This window comes from Bdellovibrio sp. HCB288, from assembly GCF_047305935.1.
In the GTDB taxonomy this organism is placed as follows: domain Bacteria; phylum Bdellovibrionota; class Bdellovibrionia; order Bdellovibrionales; family Bdellovibrionaceae; genus Bdellovibrio.
This window is the reverse complement of record NZ_CP178619.1, coordinates 515,837-530,367: the sequence shown is the minus strand read 5'-3', so window position 1 is coordinate 530,367 and position 14,531 is coordinate 515,837. Positions and strand designations below refer to the sequence as shown.

The 14,531-nt window shown below is 43.3% G+C and carries 21 protein-coding genes and 1 tRNA gene; 12 read left to right on the top strand and 10 right to left on the bottom strand.

All coding sequences use genetic code 11. From position 1 onward, the window contains the following. Positions 1 to 20: 20 nt before the first annotated feature. Complete coding sequence (locus tag ACLVWR_RS02590) at positions 21 to 1,028, bottom strand: malate dehydrogenase (protein ID WP_340596441.1); 1,008 nt, start codon at positions 1,026 to 1,028, stop codon at positions 21 to 23. 210 nt (positions 1,029 to 1,238) lie between these two features. Between ACLVWR_RS02590 and ACLVWR_RS02585 the strand changes: the two genes are divergently transcribed. Further along, positions 1,239 to 2,045 (top strand): class II glutamine amidotransferase, encoded by an 807-nt coding sequence (locus ACLVWR_RS02585; protein WP_413582394.1) that lies wholly within the window; start codon positions 1,239 to 1,241, stop codon positions 2,043 to 2,045. Between the two features lie 14 nt (positions 2,046 to 2,059). Here ACLVWR_RS02585 and ACLVWR_RS02580 read toward each other — a convergent pair whose 3' ends face one another. Continuing rightward, a complete protein-coding gene (locus ACLVWR_RS02580; protein ID WP_413582393.1) occupies positions 2,060 to 2,986 on the bottom strand; it encodes a hypothetical protein in 927 nt (308 codons plus the stop codon). 128 nt (positions 2,987 to 3,114) lie between these two features. Here ACLVWR_RS02580 and ACLVWR_RS02575 point away from each other — a divergent pair, with 128 nt between their 5' ends. Further along, complete coding sequence (locus ACLVWR_RS02575) at positions 3,115 to 3,657, top strand: hypothetical protein (protein ID WP_413582392.1); 543 nt, start codon at positions 3,115 to 3,117, stop codon at positions 3,655 to 3,657. 62 nt (positions 3,658 to 3,719) lie between these two features. Here ACLVWR_RS02575 and ACLVWR_RS02570 read toward each other — a convergent pair whose 3' ends face one another. Next, entirely contained in the window at positions 3,720 to 4,841 is a 1,122-nt protein-coding gene (locus tag ACLVWR_RS02570) for a hypothetical protein (protein WP_413582391.1), read from the bottom strand. Positions 4,842 to 5,959: 1,118 nt separating this feature from the next. Between ACLVWR_RS02570 and ACLVWR_RS02565 the strand changes: the two genes are divergently transcribed. From ACLVWR_RS02565 to ACLVWR_RS02550, 4 genes are all read left to right on the top strand, one after another. Further along, complete coding sequence (locus tag ACLVWR_RS02565) at positions 5,960 to 6,172, top strand: hypothetical protein (protein ID WP_413582390.1); 213 nt, start codon at positions 5,960 to 5,962, stop codon at positions 6,170 to 6,172. Continuing rightward, positions 6,153 to 6,611, top strand: coding sequence for a hypothetical protein (locus ACLVWR_RS02560; protein ID WP_413582389.1), 459 nt, complete (start codon positions 6,153 to 6,155; stop codon positions 6,609 to 6,611). Before ACLVWR_RS02565 ends, ACLVWR_RS02560 begins: the two co-directional genes overlap by 20 nt. Before the next feature lie 178 nt (positions 6,612 to 6,789). Further along, complete coding sequence (locus ACLVWR_RS02555) at positions 6,790 to 7,218, top strand: hypothetical protein (protein ID WP_413582388.1); 429 nt, start codon at positions 6,790 to 6,792, stop codon at positions 7,216 to 7,218. Further along, positions 7,208 to 7,780 carry a helix-turn-helix domain-containing protein gene (locus ACLVWR_RS02550; RefSeq protein WP_413582387.1) on the top strand — a complete coding sequence of 191 codons (573 nt, stop codon included), beginning with the start codon at positions 7,208 to 7,210 and terminating at the stop codon, positions 7,778 to 7,780. Before ACLVWR_RS02555 ends, ACLVWR_RS02550 begins: the two co-directional genes overlap by 11 nt. 63 nt (positions 7,781 to 7,843) lie before the next feature. On the opposite strand, the gene ACLVWR_RS02545 is transcribed toward ACLVWR_RS02550, so the two are convergent. The 3 genes from ACLVWR_RS02545 to ACLVWR_RS02535 form a co-directional block, all read right to left on the bottom strand. Continuing rightward, complete coding sequence (locus ACLVWR_RS02545; protein WP_413582386.1) at positions 7,844 to 8,614, bottom strand: hypothetical protein; 771 nt, start codon at positions 8,612 to 8,614, stop codon at positions 7,844 to 7,846. After that, positions 8,604 to 9,545, bottom strand: a complete 942-nt coding sequence (locus tag ACLVWR_RS02540) for a toll/interleukin-1 receptor domain-containing protein (protein WP_413582385.1) — start codon at positions 9,543 to 9,545, stop codon at positions 8,604 to 8,606. The genes ACLVWR_RS02545 and ACLVWR_RS02540 overlap by 11 nt, the downstream gene beginning before the upstream one ends. 464 nt (positions 9,546 to 10,009) lie before the next feature. Beyond that, positions 10,010 to 10,195 (bottom strand): hypothetical protein, encoded by a 186-nt coding sequence (locus ACLVWR_RS02535; protein WP_413582384.1) that lies wholly within the window; start codon positions 10,193 to 10,195, stop codon positions 10,010 to 10,012. A 176-nt stretch (positions 10,196 to 10,371) separates the two neighbouring features. Between ACLVWR_RS02535 and ACLVWR_RS02530 the strand changes: the two genes are divergently transcribed. Both ACLVWR_RS02530 and ACLVWR_RS02525 read left to right on the top strand, forming a co-directional pair. After that, complete coding sequence (locus ACLVWR_RS02530; RefSeq protein WP_413582383.1) at positions 10,372 to 10,743, top strand: hypothetical protein; 372 nt, start codon at positions 10,372 to 10,374, stop codon at positions 10,741 to 10,743. A 9-nt stretch (positions 10,744 to 10,752) separates the two neighbouring features. Then, on the top strand, positions 10,753 to 11,133 hold the full coding sequence (locus tag ACLVWR_RS02525; RefSeq protein WP_413582382.1) for a VOC family protein: 381 nt from the start codon (positions 10,753 to 10,755) through the stop codon (positions 11,131 to 11,133). A 340-nt stretch (positions 11,134 to 11,473) separates the two neighbouring features. Here ACLVWR_RS02525 and ACLVWR_RS02520 read toward each other — a convergent pair whose 3' ends face one another. Both ACLVWR_RS02520 and ACLVWR_RS02515 read right to left on the bottom strand, forming a co-directional pair. Further along, on the bottom strand, positions 11,474 to 11,668 hold the full coding sequence (locus tag ACLVWR_RS02520) for a hypothetical protein (protein WP_413582381.1): 195 nt from the start codon (positions 11,666 to 11,668) through the stop codon (positions 11,474 to 11,476). 62 nt (positions 11,669 to 11,730) lie between these two features. After that, a tRNA-Pro gene (locus ACLVWR_RS02515) sits at positions 11,731 to 11,807 on the bottom strand. A gap of 82 nt (positions 11,808 to 11,889) precedes the next feature. Here ACLVWR_RS02515 and ACLVWR_RS02510 point away from each other — a divergent pair. Then, entirely contained in the window at positions 11,890 to 12,555 is a 666-nt protein-coding gene (locus ACLVWR_RS02510; RefSeq protein ID WP_413582380.1) for a hypothetical protein, read from the top strand. On the opposite strand, the gene ACLVWR_RS02505 is transcribed toward ACLVWR_RS02510, so the two are convergent. Further along, the gene (locus ACLVWR_RS02505; protein WP_413582379.1) at positions 12,552 to 12,758 is read right to left on the bottom strand and encodes a hypothetical protein; all 207 of its coding nucleotides are present in this window, start codon (positions 12,756 to 12,758) and stop codon (positions 12,552 to 12,554) included. The two genes, ACLVWR_RS02510 and ACLVWR_RS02505, sit on opposite strands and share 4 nt — an antisense overlap. A gap of 171 nt (positions 12,759 to 12,929) precedes the next feature. On the opposite strand from ACLVWR_RS02505, the gene ACLVWR_RS02500 reads away from it, so the two are divergent. Beyond that, positions 12,930 to 13,292, top strand: a complete 363-nt coding sequence (locus ACLVWR_RS02500; RefSeq protein ID WP_413582378.1) for a hypothetical protein — start codon at positions 12,930 to 12,932, stop codon at positions 13,290 to 13,292. An 81-nt stretch (positions 13,293 to 13,373) separates the two neighbouring features. On the opposite strand, the gene rpsR is transcribed toward ACLVWR_RS02500, so the two are convergent. Beyond that, entirely contained in the window at positions 13,374 to 13,643 is a 270-nt protein-coding gene (rpsR, locus tag ACLVWR_RS02495) for a 30S ribosomal protein S18 (RefSeq protein WP_142701242.1), read from the bottom strand. 186 nt (positions 13,644 to 13,829) lie between these two features. Between rpsR and rpmB the strand changes: the two genes are divergently transcribed. Beyond that, positions 13,830 to 14,117, top strand: coding sequence for a 50S ribosomal protein L28 (rpmB, locus tag ACLVWR_RS02490; RefSeq protein ID WP_340596459.1), 288 nt, complete (start codon positions 13,830 to 13,832; stop codon positions 14,115 to 14,117). Positions 14,118 to 14,130: 13 nt separating this feature from the next. Beyond that, positions 14,131 to 14,388 carry a KOW motif-containing protein gene (locus ACLVWR_RS02485; RefSeq protein ID WP_142701240.1) on the top strand — a complete coding sequence of 86 codons (258 nt, stop codon included), beginning with the start codon at positions 14,131 to 14,133 and terminating at the stop codon, positions 14,386 to 14,388. Positions 14,389 to 14,531 lie beyond the last annotated feature (143 nt).

Here is a 14,531-nt window from a genome sequence, read left to right as displayed (position 1 = left end):
ATCGTTCTGACTAAATTGAATTACAGCATTGAAGCGACTGCGTCTTTTTCTTCAGTCAGCTCTTTCAATGTGTTGTTCATTTTCTCGCGAGAGAAAGCGTCGATCTCAAGACCTTTAACGATCTCGTATTCGCCGTTTTTGCAAGTCACTGGGAAACCGTACATGATGCCTTCTGGAATGTCGTAAGAACCGTCAGAAGGGATACCCATAGTAACCCACTCGCCATTAGTGCCCAACCACCAGTCATGGATGTGATCAACAGCTGCGGAAGCCGCAGAAGCTGCAGAAGACAAACCACGAGCTTCAATGATCGCAGCGCCACGTTTACCAACTACAGGAATGAAAGTGTCTTTATTCCAAGCATCACCTTCAGTCGTGCCAAGTTTTAGCAACTCAGGAACTTTTGCACCGTCAGCTGTTGCAAAGCGAACATCCGGGTACATAGTTGGACTGTGGTTACCCCAAACTGCAACTTTTTTGAAAGAAGCAACTGGTTTGCCAGTTTTAGTAGCCAACTGTGACAATGCACGGTTGTGATCCAAACGAAGCATTGCTGTGAAGTTTTTCGCTTTTACGCGACCGTGCTTCATTGCAGATTTCATCGCGATGTAAGCGTTTGTGTTTGCTGGGTTACCAACAACCAAAACTTTTACATTTGGATTAGCGTGTTTACCGATAGCTTCACCTTGCACTGTGAAGATTTGACCGTTTGCAGTCAGAAGATCTTTACGTTCCATGCCTGGGCCACGAGGACGTGCACCAACAAGAAGAGCGATGTCAGCATCTTTGAATGCCACAGCTGGATCGCCAGTAGCGATCATGGAGTGCAATAGAGGGAACGCGCAGTCATCAAGCTCCATCATCACGCCTTTAAGCGCTTTTTGAGCTTTCTCGTCTGGGATCTCTAGAAGTTGAAGAATTACTGGTTGGTCTGCACCCAACATCGCGCCACTTGCGATGCGGAATAGTAGGGCATAACCGATTTGGCCTGCAGCGCCTGTGACTGCAACACGTACTGGAGCTTTCATGATCTAAATCCTTTCGATTTTAGCTAATTCAAAGAATTTAGACCTCAAAGCCTTAGTCGTCACGACTCATGGAGCTTAAATTGACTTTTGACTGGTGGCGAAAACTTGAAGTGCCCCCATAATTAGTCCAGAGAGTCCTGTAAGTGCATGATAATACTTAAAATATCAAAAAAAACTTGGCACTATCAATAAGTTATCAGGGAGCATTTGATGTGCCAGTTATTGGGAATGAACTGCAACGTACCCACGGATATCTGCTTTTCGTTTTCGGGTTTTAAGGCTCGGGGCGGGCGCACGGACGTGCACCAGGATGGTTGGGGAATTGCCTTCTTTGAAGGCAAGGGCGTGCGCCAGTTTCTGGATCCATTGCCATCGGCTCATTCGCCCGTAGCTGAACTTGTGCGAAATTATCCGATCAAATCCACCAACGTCATCGCGCACATTCGCAAAGCCACGCAAGGAGTGGTGTCGTTGGAAAACACGCACCCCTTCATGCGTGAACTGTGGGGGAGTTACTGGGTCTTTGCGCATAATGGAAATATTTTGAACTTTGATCCTGTGTTGGATGGAACATTTCGTCCGGTGGGAACCACCGACAGTGAAAAAGCTTTTTGTTGGATCATGCAAGGACTGCAGCAGAAATTCGGAGATGTGTTTCCGGATCAAGACAAACTGTTTGCAATCATTCATGAACTGACATTGCAGATCAGCCCCCATGGGGAATTCAATTTTCTTTTAACTAACGGGGACTATTTAATAGCCCACGCTTCCACGAACCTGACCTATATCGTCAGAAAAGCCCCCTTCCTGACGGCGGAACTTAAAGATGAAGATTTGAAGGTTGATTTCAACTCAGTGACGACTCCTTTGGATCGAGTCGCCATAATTGCAACAACACCTCTCACGAATAACGAAACTTGGACCCCGATGAAACCGGGCAGTCTATGGATCTTCCGCGACGGACAAGTGCTGGATAGCCGCGAAACCATTCCTGGTCCTGCGGAAAAAATAAAGTAGTCAAAGTATCGCAATCACTGAAACGGCAGGATGTCTTGCTGGAGGGATTCCTTCAATAAAGGACGTAATGCATCCATGGCTTTGAATCCGGTGAAGACAATTTCAAATTCCAGATCAATTTTTCCATGCCACATTTCCATGTGAGAGATGGAGTCGTAGGTGTTGATTTCGATTTCTCCGCGGCGATACGCCTCCAGCAGTTGCTGTTTGGAATAGGGGATCATGTAGGGCTCTTGTTTTTGAAACTTGAAATAGTTCACGGCAAAATGAGTTCGGGCGCCAAAGAGGCCAATCTTAAAGGGCTGATTATTCAACCACAATTCGCGCTCTTGTTGACTCATCACCCGGGATAGTTTAATTTGCTCTGGGAGGCTGGAGATCAGCACCTCTCCTTGATCGACAGTCGTTATTGAGTCGTTTTCCAGGTAGGCCGCTTTGAAGCGTTTGACGACAGGATCTATGCTTTTCAAGTCCTGACGAAATTGAAACGAGCGTTCGATAAAGGCCGCCTGCCCGTTGGAGCGAATTCGTTCAAACTCTATATCGCCATCCAGTTTACTGCGTAGCTTGACGATGAAAATGCCATAGCCATCAACGTACTGACCCGGAATTAGCTTTACTTCCTCGACCGCAAAGTCGGTCATACGCAGGCGATTGTAAGCGCGGCCCGATTCGATTTCCCTTGAGTTTGCATGCAGAACGGCTTCCGCGAGTTTTGCAATATTGGCCTTTATTAAATCTGTAGTGGCTGATTGTTCCAACAAGCTTTTACTGACCAGGCGTTTATAGAAGCCCCGGGGTACCGACTGGATTTCCTCGGCAAAAACATGCTCGCAGCTATGGGCTCCATGGGAGTGAATTGGCAATACAGCTGTCAAAAATGTGAACAGCCAATACGCCGTCTTCAGTTTTAGACCAGATAGGTGCGATTTGGTTTTCATACATTTAGTAATTGCAACTTCAAGGCCCGGGGATGACATGGACGTGCCAATAAACACAATGGTGGCAATAGGCTTTTAAGGCAAACCTAGGCAGTATTTCATTACAGAATTTAACAAAGGAGTACGTAATGAATTTCAAATCTATGTTCGGTTCTTTGGTTATCATTGCAAGCTTTGCGACGAATACGGCATTCGCATTGGATGCTGAAACGGAATCTGCCAGCAAGGCACTGGGTGCGAAAATGGTTTCGGAGGTTTCATTTGAGGAAGGCAAATCCACTTTGACTGAAACGGCAAAAACCGACATCCGCAATATGGTGAGCGAAGCCAGCAAGAAGGGCAAAATTGACGAATTGAAAGTGGCTGTATGGGCTGACCGCGAATATCCGACCGAAGGCACGAAGGCCTCCAAGCAGGATGTGAAGTTAGCCAACGATCGTGCTCGTGTGATGAAAGACTTTATCAAAGATGAGTTAAAAGTGAGCTCGGTGGAAACATACAATATGACAGAGCGCCCAAATGCTCTTCAAAAGTTTATCAAAACCGATACTGCAAAAACAAAAACTGCAATGGAAACCTCAGGGGCCGCTCCGCGTACGACGGATGAAACAGGTTTCATGGGCAGAAAAGCCAAATCATCCAATGCTGTTATTATGGTTTACATGAAGTAAAGTCGCGAACCCATCTCGATGATTCAACAGCCCTGTTGCGCAGCTCGCACCAGGGCCTTTTTTTAAAGAGGGCGGAAGTGTTTTAAAACTTTAGGATCGCCGCTCAAAGTTCCGAGTCCTGTTTGTGGATTTGTGACCACGTTGATGACATGGATTTCAGTTGTCGTCAGATCGCAACCTCCGCCAAACCCGATTTCGCAACCCATAGTAAGATTATTGATTGGAATTTCAGGCAGTGTTTGGAGCAGAATCCTAAGCGCCTCAGGAATAAAAAATGTATTAGGATTGAGAGCATTTTGAGTGGGTATAACTTCTTTGTCCGAGCTAAAATGGCGATATTTAAAAACCTCGTCGCCTTCAAAGATTCGTTTGTACTTACTTAAAACATCTGCACGTAAAGAAAGACGATAAGGGTCGTCATCCATTGTGTCGGTTTTTTCAAACACAACTGATTTGTTGATGATGAATGCCGTGTGCTGAATCACCACATCAGTGCCAGACTTCTGTGAAACGACCAGAACATCACCGAACTGAAGGGCAGATTCTTTAGTTTTTGAACTGTATATATCGTCTTTAAAGTATTCATCCGCCGTCTCACGAGATGGCCAGGACAAAGTGTAGGGGATCACCACGTCATCTGAACGTAGTGATCTTAAAACCTCAATCGTTGTACCCCAGCAATTCGTGAAAAAGCCCACGCCATTCTTTTGAAGAGGCCAAAGATCAGCCTTAATATCCTCAGAAGTTTCGACCTCACCTAAAGGAAAGCCGCTAATAGCAGTTTGAGTAAAGGTTTTATTCACAGTGGCTTGGATAGCCCGGGGTAGGAAATCAATAAGGTTGTAGTTTTTCTTAGAGTCATATTGAACGAAACTATGAGCGCCATAAAGAGAATTAAGCTCTTCGAACTGATCAACGGTCAAGTGGCCAAGAATGATATGCAGAACATATTGGTCTTCCTCGTATGATTGTTCTTTTAAGCGAGGAGGCATGACCTTGTAAACTTGTGGTTGAATTCCCAGAGCCACAATTTCAGGCACCACGGCGTTCGCATCAAGCTGGATTCCCTTCATGCCGGATTGGGATTTCTGGGTGGGAGCGGCCAATGAGAATGTCGGAAGAAGTGCCGTTACGCCTCCAAAAGAGAGAGCTGCTACAAGGACAACGGTCATTGGCTTATTCATCGGTATCTCCATTGAATTTGCGGTACAAAGCCGCCCATCCTTGAAGATCAGTGCAAAAACGGACCCAGTTGAATCAAATCCATCTAAATGAGATTCGGGCTCGTTGGCTCAAACAAACACCATTATTTTCCAAGGAAGGCCGAGAGTCTGTGTTAAATATTTAGACAGTTATGGTCGAAGAATGGCCTGCGGCTTTACTAGCTCTCGGGGGTCCCTGTCGGGACGGGAGTGCAACACAATGACTCGCTATCGGTATTCTTCTAAAAGCAATGTTGGCTCGGTATGAATACTCGTGCCGAGGCAGATGTTATCGAGGCTGCCGGACGTTTCCGTGAGGGAGCTAAAAAAGAAAAACCCCGGAACTCGTCGTCCCAGGGTTCACATAATACATATAATGGTCGCCCCAGTTCATCCATTATGCGAACCTTTTCAAATCGTTGATTTTATTAAGATATATTTTCAAATAAAGAAAGATAATTCGAGAGAAGGTGCAGAGCTATATAAAAAAGGCCTTTCTTTACGCGATATCTGCAAAGAACTGAATATCTCCAAAACCACAGCCAGAAATTACTTGCTCAAGGCTGGCGTGGAATTTAGTCCAAAGGATCCTTCCCCTGAGGACGTTGTGCGATGGAGAAATCGAAATAAGAAAAGTCCACCGCTGTTTGGGTATTGTTACTTTCAAGGACACTTGGTCGAGAACCCGGTTGAGTACGACGTATTACTCAAAATTCATCGCCAATGGAGACAGGGGTGTGGTGCCAATGAAATCACTCATTACCTCAATGCGAAGAGGCTAAAGCCTCGAAAGGCTAAGGCGTGGCACAATAAGGCGGTTAAGAAGATCGTCGCAAGGTTTGAATCCAAACAGATAGCTATCAATGGGGATAAGTAATGAGTCTTAACGGTCTTGTTCAATGGAGCATCGCAGTTATCTTGGCTTGGAGTGGCGCTTCCCACATAGATGACATTTCTCGAGCTATTTTGACGGCTCAAGCAAATTTGTTGTATGAGGCGCGAACTTCAAATTGGGGAGCATCTAAATTTTTCTGAATTGCCTCCTCTGGTTTAAGAAATTAATATTTTGTTTACATGAAGGAGGTTGGGGTGATTAGCAAATGCAATTTGAAAATATTCGTGACTTTGGTCGGCTTGGGGTTGGTGGCTGTCATTTTTTATCCGTTGGCATTTCCTCAATCGGCTCTCTATGCTCACAGGGATTAGCAAATTTTGGACAATGGGTTAGCGGCATCGTCAGCTTTGCCGGAATTCCTTTTGTAATTTTTAACTTTATATTTACAAACGAGAGCAATGGAAGTGGAGGAGCGTGAAAAGACTTTTGAGCGTCATTGTAAATCAATTGAAATTGGCCTCTCTTATATTAGGAATCGGAACAATAATGTTGAAGGAGGGGTTGCGATTGTTCGTTACGGTGATCTCTGTGAGGCCGGGACTTTAACATTCAATACAACAACCGACGAGCTGACTGTTGATGCGTTGAAGTCCGTTGTGGCTGCATTAAGTGATCTGCTTGATTGGGTTAGGTTGTCCAAGAATCGCTTCCTATTTCATAGCTTTTTCAGAGTTCGCGTGATTATTGCATTTGAAAAGATGCTTTCTTCGCAGACTTATGGAATGAGTGAATCAGCGCTATTTCTAACTTATGGAAGCGTCAATCAAAGATTATCACTAATACTCGCCATCCACAGGCTAAAAATGAAGGAAGTCGAAACATGGACTGAGTATGAGCAGGAATGGAAGCTGTCTTGAATTGGATTGAGATTGAAAGTGGGGATGGTTTTGGAAAGACGCTTTGGCAGTTTTGGGGGCCTACTGTATAATCTCCATTAAGTTAAATATATGCGATCTGGCATACTTTCTATACCTTTTGGGAAATATTTTATTGACTTTTATTGCTTTTTGTAGCAATTTATAGCACGATCTTTTTATGAGCAATGAATATAGCGTAAGATATCTAATCAATGTCACCAAGAAAGCCAGGAAAGATGGCGAGAAGCTTGGTTTATCAGCAGAGGCAAAGCGTTCAATCGTAGAAGAGCTCAAGCAGTTAAAATACTGGCCTGAGACGAAAGACATATTTGATTACGAAAAAGTCGCTGGAGCATTCAAATTTAACTTCGATTTTGTCGAAGGAAAATGGATTCGTGTTTTTGTTTATCAAGATGATGTTCGAAAAATTATGTGGATTTTTAAGGTGATTGCAAAAAAAACCAATAAATTAACCCAGACGGATATCACTGCAGTCGAAGCATTTGTTCGCGAAATTGAATTGGAAATTAAAATGTACGAAGAAAAGATGCTACAGCAACAGAAACCGCAGCTCAAAGTTATCAAAGGAGGTAAAGATGGACGCTAATTTAAAATTAGTTAAGCCAGAGGAAATAAATCCAGAAAACGTATATGCCTATATAATGCAGGCGGCCTCCGAAACGTCCAAGAAATGTGAAGAGGCTAAAGCGTTCTTCGATTTCATGCAAAATCAACATAAAGCCATCGCGTCACTTATGGAAGAAGCAGAAAGCTTGCGAGTTAAAAAAGCTGAGACCGGGCTAGATGAGGATGAGGTCGATGAATTAAATAATATATTAGATACCGCTGTTGAAATAATGGAGTCGATCAATCGAGTGAGAAGTCGTAAGACAATTGCTGAAGATTCAATGAGTATTGATGATATCGATCAACAGTTAGAGCTCAAGGATAGCAGTGTAGAAGAAAAGAATTTTTCATCTAAGTTCTTAACTGCATATCTAAAACATAAAAATCGATTGGGTTTAAAAACTCAAGAAGATGTTGCAGAGCTAACTGGGCTAGATAGAAGATATATTTCCAATATCGAGAGAGCTAAATATCGACCACAATTCAAAACGATCAAGCGTATCGCCGATGCTTTTGGAGCAGACGTTTCAGAATTCATGTAGAGACCTGCGTGTTAATCCCATTAGAGAGATATCAACTCCTAATGGGATTTTTTATAGATCTTTTTAAATTGCCCCAAACTGTTTAAGTAATCTCAATTGTTTTTCCAGTTTTTCTGTATCCATAGATGAATCAAGGGTGATGTTCACTTGAACAAGTGCCTTAACTGAGCCATTCGATTCAAAGGGTGGCATAGGATCCAAATTTCTTTTGTTTATTGGTGATTGCTTACTTTTTTCATTTTCATCGGTAAGCGTACTTTCCGTTTCTTCTGTAATTTCATCCTCTTCCTCTTCGGTAGCAGAAGCATCACTCACATTTGCCATGCTAAGAGTGACCATATCCTGATCTATTGTCGCGAGGCCCGCATACTCTAAAGAAGCAATAAAAATAGAAACACATTCTTCCCCAGACTCGGGGTGAACACCTTGAGCTAATGCTTGTTGTTTAATTTTTGCTCTCGTTACTTCGTCACCTTGAAACGTGTCGAATAATGTTTTGAAAATTTTGGGTGTGAGGCACGCATTTTTTAAAAATGGACTTACTTCATCTTCAGGAGCTGAGTTTATCGATTTTGCTAGATCGGTGGCGCGATAGGCCATGGCTTCTCCCTCCAGAAGACTGTATTGTTTGAGCGCAGACGCTTTTATCTTTCCACCGGGGCCAGAATTGTTAAATACCCCTTTAAGCAGAATATTTTCTGATTGTGGGCCTGTGTGAGTTTTAGCGACTATTCTTTTTGCGTAGCCAACTGCTGCCTTTAAGTTAATTTTCGGGAATAAAGTTCCCCCTTTGCGACCGCCTTTGGGAGGGGTTTTCTTTTTATTATCTGACATCGTCGCTTTCCTTTGTTTTCATTGCAGCCAATAAGTCTTTTAAGCCTTGTTTATAGGATTTTGAGAAATCGGCATATTTTTTGTCTTTGATAAGATTTGGAATTTCGCACTCGCTGAGTTTTATTGGCAAGACTCCGACCTGACGTTTTTCAATTTCTGAAAGAAGAGCGGCACTTAATTCCTTTTTTACCCACTCTGAGCTCATCGATGCATCACTCAGTGCGATTAAAAAATAATCGGACTCAGCCAGGCCTTGTCCGATTTTCTCCGAAATAGAGTCTCCCACTAGAATACGTTGCTCATCTAACCACACGCTGACCCCCTCGCTTTCTAAATCTGCGGCAAGCTGGCGAATAAAGGGTTTGTCTTTTGAGCTATGGGAGAGAAACGCAACAATTTTCTGTGTCTTGTTTCTATGGCGGTTCTCTTTTTGTGCGACAGCTTCGTCTACCATCTCCTCGACACTAAAATGAGGCTCTAATACTTTTAAATGGTTTGCCCATTTTAGAAGTGCGGCAAAATTTGATGGTTCAAAATCATCAATGCCAATTACGGTAGCTGCTTTTCTTAGTGCACTTTCAAGATTGTCGCCTAAGGAAACGAATTGTCGAATATTAATCACTAAGGGCATTCTCAATAATGCTTCTTTGATAGCGGCAGTTTTTTGCTCGTTTGACCCTTTGAATGGGTAAGCAAGTTTTAATGAATAGTTTCCATTGGCGGTAGATTCAACGATGCCAACTAGTATGCAGTTTTTTAAAAGTTTTCCAGCAGTCCTAGGGTCTACGCCAGCGAATTGAGCAATTTGCTTCGTGTCGGGCATTCCTAACCAAGAAATTGCATCTAGAACAGGATACAGGGATTCGAGATTAGCCGATTCAAATCGAATTTCCTTAGTTGCCTTTGTCGGCTTAATACTTTTCTTTGCCATGGACTCTCCGAAATATTTATCGGAAGAAAACAAAAATTGTTTATAGATTATTTTTTGTTTTTTTATGGGGAGTAATTAGGACAATGTAGCTGGTTTTTGGACTAAGGTTAAAGCGTGGCAGGTATCAAAAATACAAAAATATATGAAGGTGGGTAGAATATGGAATTCGGTTGGGAGCGCAACGAAAAGAGACAATTACTATACTCAGTCATAAAGTGGCCCAAACCATTGAAGAAAAACGACCGCGTGCACTCAAGTTGCGAGAGCAAGGTTACTCACACATTGAAATCTCAAAGAGATTAGGAATTTCTAAAGGTTCCGTCGTAGCTGTGTGCAAGGAAAGTGCTTCAGGAATAAAGAGCACATCTACGAAAAAAGGAAACCCACCATTCGGCTACATCTACTTCAAGGGAAGGCTCTTGATGGAAACTCGAGAGATGATTGTTGTGCGCAACATTTTGCAATTACATCACTCTGGTTATTACTTTGCCTACTAACGGAAAAACAACTCCTAGCAGCATTCGAATAATCGGATTAAACGACGAAGCTGAACTAAATAATCTGTCCGTTAATGAAGGCAGCTTCTGAGCCACGGGCCAACGTTCGCTGTTGTATGTATCGAGAATTTCCTCTCCCGTTTTTCCCTTCAAAACCGCTGAAATTTTCCAGGCATGGTTCCATGGTTCGCGGAGAAGTGGCGCGGGGGGATTCTTGTTAAGAGAAATGCATAGTCTTAAAGATATTGAGTGGAGTAGCTCTTTTATGGTTTATGCAAAAGAACGAAATGGTTTTGACCTTCTCTCAAAATTAATTTTACTATTGCGCCATGAAAATCTATTTAAAATTCTTAGCCGTTTTCTACTTCATTGGCGGAAGCTTGCATGTCCTAGATTTATTCGATCTTCGTTTGAAGTTTAGTGAAATGTCATTTGTATGGAAGGCTTGGATTTTATATCTCTTTGCCATGGATATAGTTGCGGCTGTAGGTCTGTGGCGACGAAAGAACTGGGGAGTTGCTCTTTTCCTCGTAGTCGCTGCATCACAACTCATAGCCTACATTGGTTTTATGAATATCTTTGGTCATCAATATTCTCTTATTGCATTTCACTTTATAACTTTAGCTCTGTACTTCTATTTCAAAAGATTGAATCCCAAAGCAAAGCATTCTTTAAGTGACCGTGATCGACCTACCATTTAGAGTCTATTAATGTCGAACTTTACTTTAGATCACATATTTTGCTTTTGCGAATCACAGCTTTCTGGGGAAGCCGAAAAAGCCACTAATGTGGGTTTCACGTTATATCCAGGAAATCGCCATCCAGGACAGGGTACTGCAAATCGTGCAATCATGTTTGAGGATAATTATTTAGAGTTCATCTTTTTGGAATCTGTTAACGATGCCCAGAAGAACCCCTTAAGATTAGATAAGAGAGCCGATTGGCGTAACACAGGAGCAAGCCCGTTTGGAATTTGTCTTAGAGGCGCAATTGCTGAGGCTGATAGCTACCAGTTCTGGGCATATCATCCCCCGTATTGGCAGGGCGGCGTAATTTTCGTTCACAAATCAAACGAGAGTTCGCCGCAATAGCCGCTAATTTTCGTGATTCCTTCAAGCGTACGGCCAATTGAAAAATCCAATTTTAGCCTTGCTCATATGTCGCACAAAACGGGGACTAAGGCTATTCGGTCGACAGTGATTGCCGGCCCTAATTATAGCTGGCCCGCAATTTTAAAGCCGCCAGAGATTTTACTTTCAGAAGCCGCTTGTCCACACATGAAGGTAATTGTTGACGGAGAATTGCCAAGTGAAGTTTTAATGAACGACCTGCTATCCATTGCCGGCTACCATAGTCACTGGTGATCGATATATATATAGCATTCATTAAAACGCACTGACTTCAGTGCATTTTTTATTTAGAGCTAACGAGCTATTTATTCTGCTTAAAGATCTCGTCAATATTCGCATGAAGTTTCGAAGTCAGGCTTTCCATAAGGACCTTCGTGAAATCTTCAAGCGTGTCAGCTGACTCAAAGTTTTCTTCAAGCAACTCAGCCTCAGCTGTGAGTTGTTCAGAAGTGTCGGCTACCAGAGATTCATTTTTTGGATCTTGCGAATGAGACATAATTACCCCTGAAACGAAAAAAGCCTTTTGAATCATCAAAAGGCTTTTAAAAATCAATTAAATGGTCGGGGAGATAGGATTCGAACCTACGACCCTCTGGTCCCAAACCAGATGCGCTACCAGACTGCGCTACTCCCCGACAGAGACAGCAACCTAACGAAAAACAGCCCCACTTGTCAAACTGCTAGATTCTAACGCGTAATATAAGTATCATTTTTTCCATGGATAAGTTTTTGAACTCGTTACCGAAGCCGGTTCTTGTTGTAGGCGCGATTTTGATCGCCGTCATCGTATTTATGGTCATGGAACCGCCGCATACAGTCTGTGACACCCAGGAAGAGGGCTTGCGCGAAAGCCTGAAGGGGCAGCTTTTCTCTACTCAGGTTAAGAAAAACACCATCCCACCGTCTATTGTGCGCGAAAAAGAGGCATGTCAGCTGGGGAACAGTGCCGGTTCCTGCTACGAGTACTTTTCGACTTTAAAAAACGTGGCAGCGGCCGTGACCAAAGGATCCTCGCAATGTGCGGGTCAGCTTTATGGAGTGAAAGAAGTCGGTTCGGCGTTGAATGACGGTATCGAATTGATGGCGCGTCTGGCGTGGGGAATTAAGCCACCAGAGCCGGGCACATTTGAAAGATTCGGTTGGTTGACGGAGGCTGAGATCTCGACCTTCTGTCGCCTGAAAAACACCTATGTCAGAGCCAATGGAGAAGAAGCTTGGACAGCAATTCGTCAAAAAGTTTCTGCCAAGCTTCCGGGGGAGGAGGTCCCTCTGACACCCGAGGGGACAGTTTCAACTGTCGAACCACGTAAGGCTTCAGAGGTCCTGACTGAGGAAGATATCTGGAATCGCAGCTTGTTTTCTGTTCGCTGCGATAATTATTAAAGAGCCACTAGAGCAATGGACTTCCAGGCGGGAGTTCTGTTTTTGAATTGAAGCGTGCCGCTGAGGGCGAAGCTTTTGTCTAATTTATTTCGGATCAAATAGGTGAGGGCTTGGACTTTTTCGAGAGTCCATTCCGTCGGGTTTAAGCCAAATTGGCTAAGGTCAGTTTGCAGCTTAAGCAGGTTGTTTTGTTGTTGAGTCATGATTTGTATCCTTCGTTTAAGGTTTAAAAGTTAACGAAGGGACGTTATTGCAACCGGGTGGCCAAGCGTTCCGGATGCCAAATCAAAATAGGCGGGCGCTGAGCCTTGTGTTGTCTGCGATGCTGGTCTAACTTCTTGGATATGAGACGAAACAGATTTTTAGAATACCTGGTGATTCAAGCATTGGTGATCGTGGCCGTGATCGTGATTTTTGCCTCGATTTCAGAAAAACAAATTGCAGCCACGGTTGCAGGAGTGTTGTTTGTGGTTATGCCGCTGGGCTTGATGGCCTGGGAGCATAAGCAAGCTCAATTCAAGGAAGCCGTCTGGTATGCCGGGGTTTTGCAGTTTTGGGTGATCTTTGCGCTGCCGATTTTAGGGATTCGTTTGCTGAATTGGGGAGTGCCCTTCGATCAGCTTACTTTTTGGGGAGTTCCGGGACCGTTTTTACACAGCTGGTCGAGCAAATCTTACATGGTGATGATGCTTATCACCGCAATACGTTGGTATAGGCTGGGAAAAAAGGCCGTTTAGGGGTTGGAAAAATAAAAAAGCCGGGTTTTTGCCCGGCTTTTTTAATTCCAAAAGGAAAGCTCTATTCAAATTTCGATCTAATTAGATCTCGAAAGGAACTGGAGAGATAGCTTCAGCTCTGTGGAATGTATCGTAAGCATCAGTACCAGATGGCAATAGAGCCAAGTTACGAGCTTTTTTAACTGCTGCAGCCACGCGTTTTTGCTGAGCTACGGACAATTTAGAGATGCGAGACGGAGTGATTTTGCCACCATCGCCGATAAAACGAGTCAAAGATGCTGGATCTTTGTAATCGAAAACGTGGTCGCCAGAGAATTCTTGTCTATATTTGCTACGAGTTGTCTTTTTCATGAGTACCCTCTTTTTGAGTTCCTTTTGGTTTGCGAGTTAATGGGTGTACAAGAAAAAACAGTTGCCATCAAGTGTCTTTTTACTTTATATGGTTGTTTCTTGTTTGCGGCGTCCCTATTGAATTTCAGGAAAGAATCCTGGGGTCGGGCGGCGCTGACCTCGACTTGTAGCTAGTAGGAGCACGTAATGAGCAAATGTGAAATCACTGGAAAAGGCCCAGTTGTAAAAAACTTGGTATCTCACTCCAACATCAAAACTAAAACAACTGCACAACCAAATGTTCAGAAAAAACGCATCTTTAGCCGTTCTTTGAACGCTATGGTTCGCTTGAACATCGCAACTTCTGCGCTTCGTGACATGGAACACGTTGGTGGATTTGATTCTTATATCTTGGGTGCTAACGACGCGACTCTTTCTAAAAGAGCAATGGCCGTTAAGATGAGAATCAAAAAGAAAATCTCTTCTAAGAAATAATTGAGGCTACAAAATGAAATTGAAAATCAAAAAAGGCGCAACTGTACAAGTTATCTCTGGCTCTGACAAAGGTAAGAAGGGCACAGTTTTGGCTGTAGACGCTAACGCGATGAAAATCTCTGTTCAAGGTGTGAAAGTACAAACACACTATGACAAAAAAGATGGTCTTTTGAAAAAAGAAGGCTTCATCGATTACTCTAACGTTAAATTGGTTGAAGCAGCTGCTGCTAAAAAACCAGCTAAGAAATCAGCTAAACAAAAGTCCACATAGGCAATTCCTTCCCGGGATAAAGCCTAAATTTGGTCTCAAAGGTGATCTCTTCGTTTTAGTCTCCTACATAGCTGCGTAAAATTAAGTTGGATTCAGGAAACATTTGTTCCTGGAACAGACCTGGATCCCAACTTGTTAAGACA

Excerpts from the sequence above, each read along its gene's own strand:
- ACLVWR_RS02530 (WP_413582383.1), top strand. The coding sequence starts at position 10,372 with ATGAAAATCTATTTAAAATTCTTAGCCGTTTTCTACTTCATTGGCGGA.
- ACLVWR_RS02545 (WP_413582386.1), bottom strand. The coding sequence starts at position 8,614 with ATGTCAGATAATAAAAAGAAAACCCCTCCCAAAGGCGGTCGCAAAGGG.
- ACLVWR_RS02560 (WP_413582389.1), top strand. The coding sequence starts at position 6,153 with ATGGAAGTGGAGGAGCGTGAAAAGACTTTTGAGCGTCATTGTAAATCA.
- rpsR (WP_142701242.1), bottom strand. The coding sequence starts at position 13,643 with ATGAAAAAGACAACTCGTAGCAAATATAGACAAGAATTCTCTGGCGAC.
- ACLVWR_RS02505 (WP_413582379.1), bottom strand. The coding sequence starts at position 12,758 with ATGACTCAACAACAAAACAACCTGCTTAAGCTGCAAACTGACCTTAGC.
- ACLVWR_RS02485 (WP_142701240.1), top strand. The coding sequence starts at position 14,131 with ATGAAATTGAAAATCAAAAAAGGCGCAACTGTACAAGTTATCTCTGGC.
- ACLVWR_RS02590 (WP_340596441.1), bottom strand. The coding sequence starts at position 1,028 with ATGAAAGCTCCAGTACGTGTTGCAGTCACAGGCGCTGCAGGCCAAATC.
- ACLVWR_RS02520 (WP_413582381.1), bottom strand. The coding sequence starts at position 11,668 with ATGTCTCATTCGCAAGATCCAAAAAATGAATCTCTGGTAGCCGACACT.
- ACLVWR_RS02585 (WP_413582394.1), top strand. The coding sequence starts at position 1,239 with ATGTGCCAGTTATTGGGAATGAACTGCAACGTACCCACGGATATCTGC.
- ACLVWR_RS02575 (WP_413582392.1), top strand. The coding sequence starts at position 3,115 with ATGAATTTCAAATCTATGTTCGGTTCTTTGGTTATCATTGCAAGCTTT.
- ACLVWR_RS02565 (WP_413582390.1), top strand. The coding sequence starts at position 5,960 with ATGCAATTTGAAAATATTCGTGACTTTGGTCGGCTTGGGGTTGGTGGC.
- ACLVWR_RS02555 (WP_413582388.1), top strand. The coding sequence starts at position 6,790 with ATGAGCAATGAATATAGCGTAAGATATCTAATCAATGTCACCAAGAAA.
- ACLVWR_RS02570 (WP_413582391.1), bottom strand. The coding sequence starts at position 4,841 with ATGAATAAGCCAATGACCGTTGTCCTTGTAGCAGCTCTCTCTTTTGGA.
- ACLVWR_RS02580 (WP_413582393.1), bottom strand. The coding sequence starts at position 2,986 with ATGAAAACCAAATCGCACCTATCTGGTCTAAAACTGAAGACGGCGTAT.
- ACLVWR_RS02550 (WP_413582387.1), top strand. The coding sequence starts at position 7,208 with ATGGACGCTAATTTAAAATTAGTTAAGCCAGAGGAAATAAATCCAGAA.
- ACLVWR_RS02525 (WP_413582382.1), top strand. The coding sequence starts at position 10,753 with ATGTCGAACTTTACTTTAGATCACATATTTTGCTTTTGCGAATCACAG.
- rpmB (WP_340596459.1), top strand. The coding sequence starts at position 13,830 with ATGAGCAAATGTGAAATCACTGGAAAAGGCCCAGTTGTAAAAAACTTG.
- ACLVWR_RS02540 (WP_413582385.1), bottom strand. The coding sequence starts at position 9,545 with ATGGCAAAGAAAAGTATTAAGCCGACAAAGGCAACTAAGGAAATTCGA.
- ACLVWR_RS02510 (WP_413582380.1), top strand. The coding sequence starts at position 11,890 with ATGGATAAGTTTTTGAACTCGTTACCGAAGCCGGTTCTTGTTGTAGGC.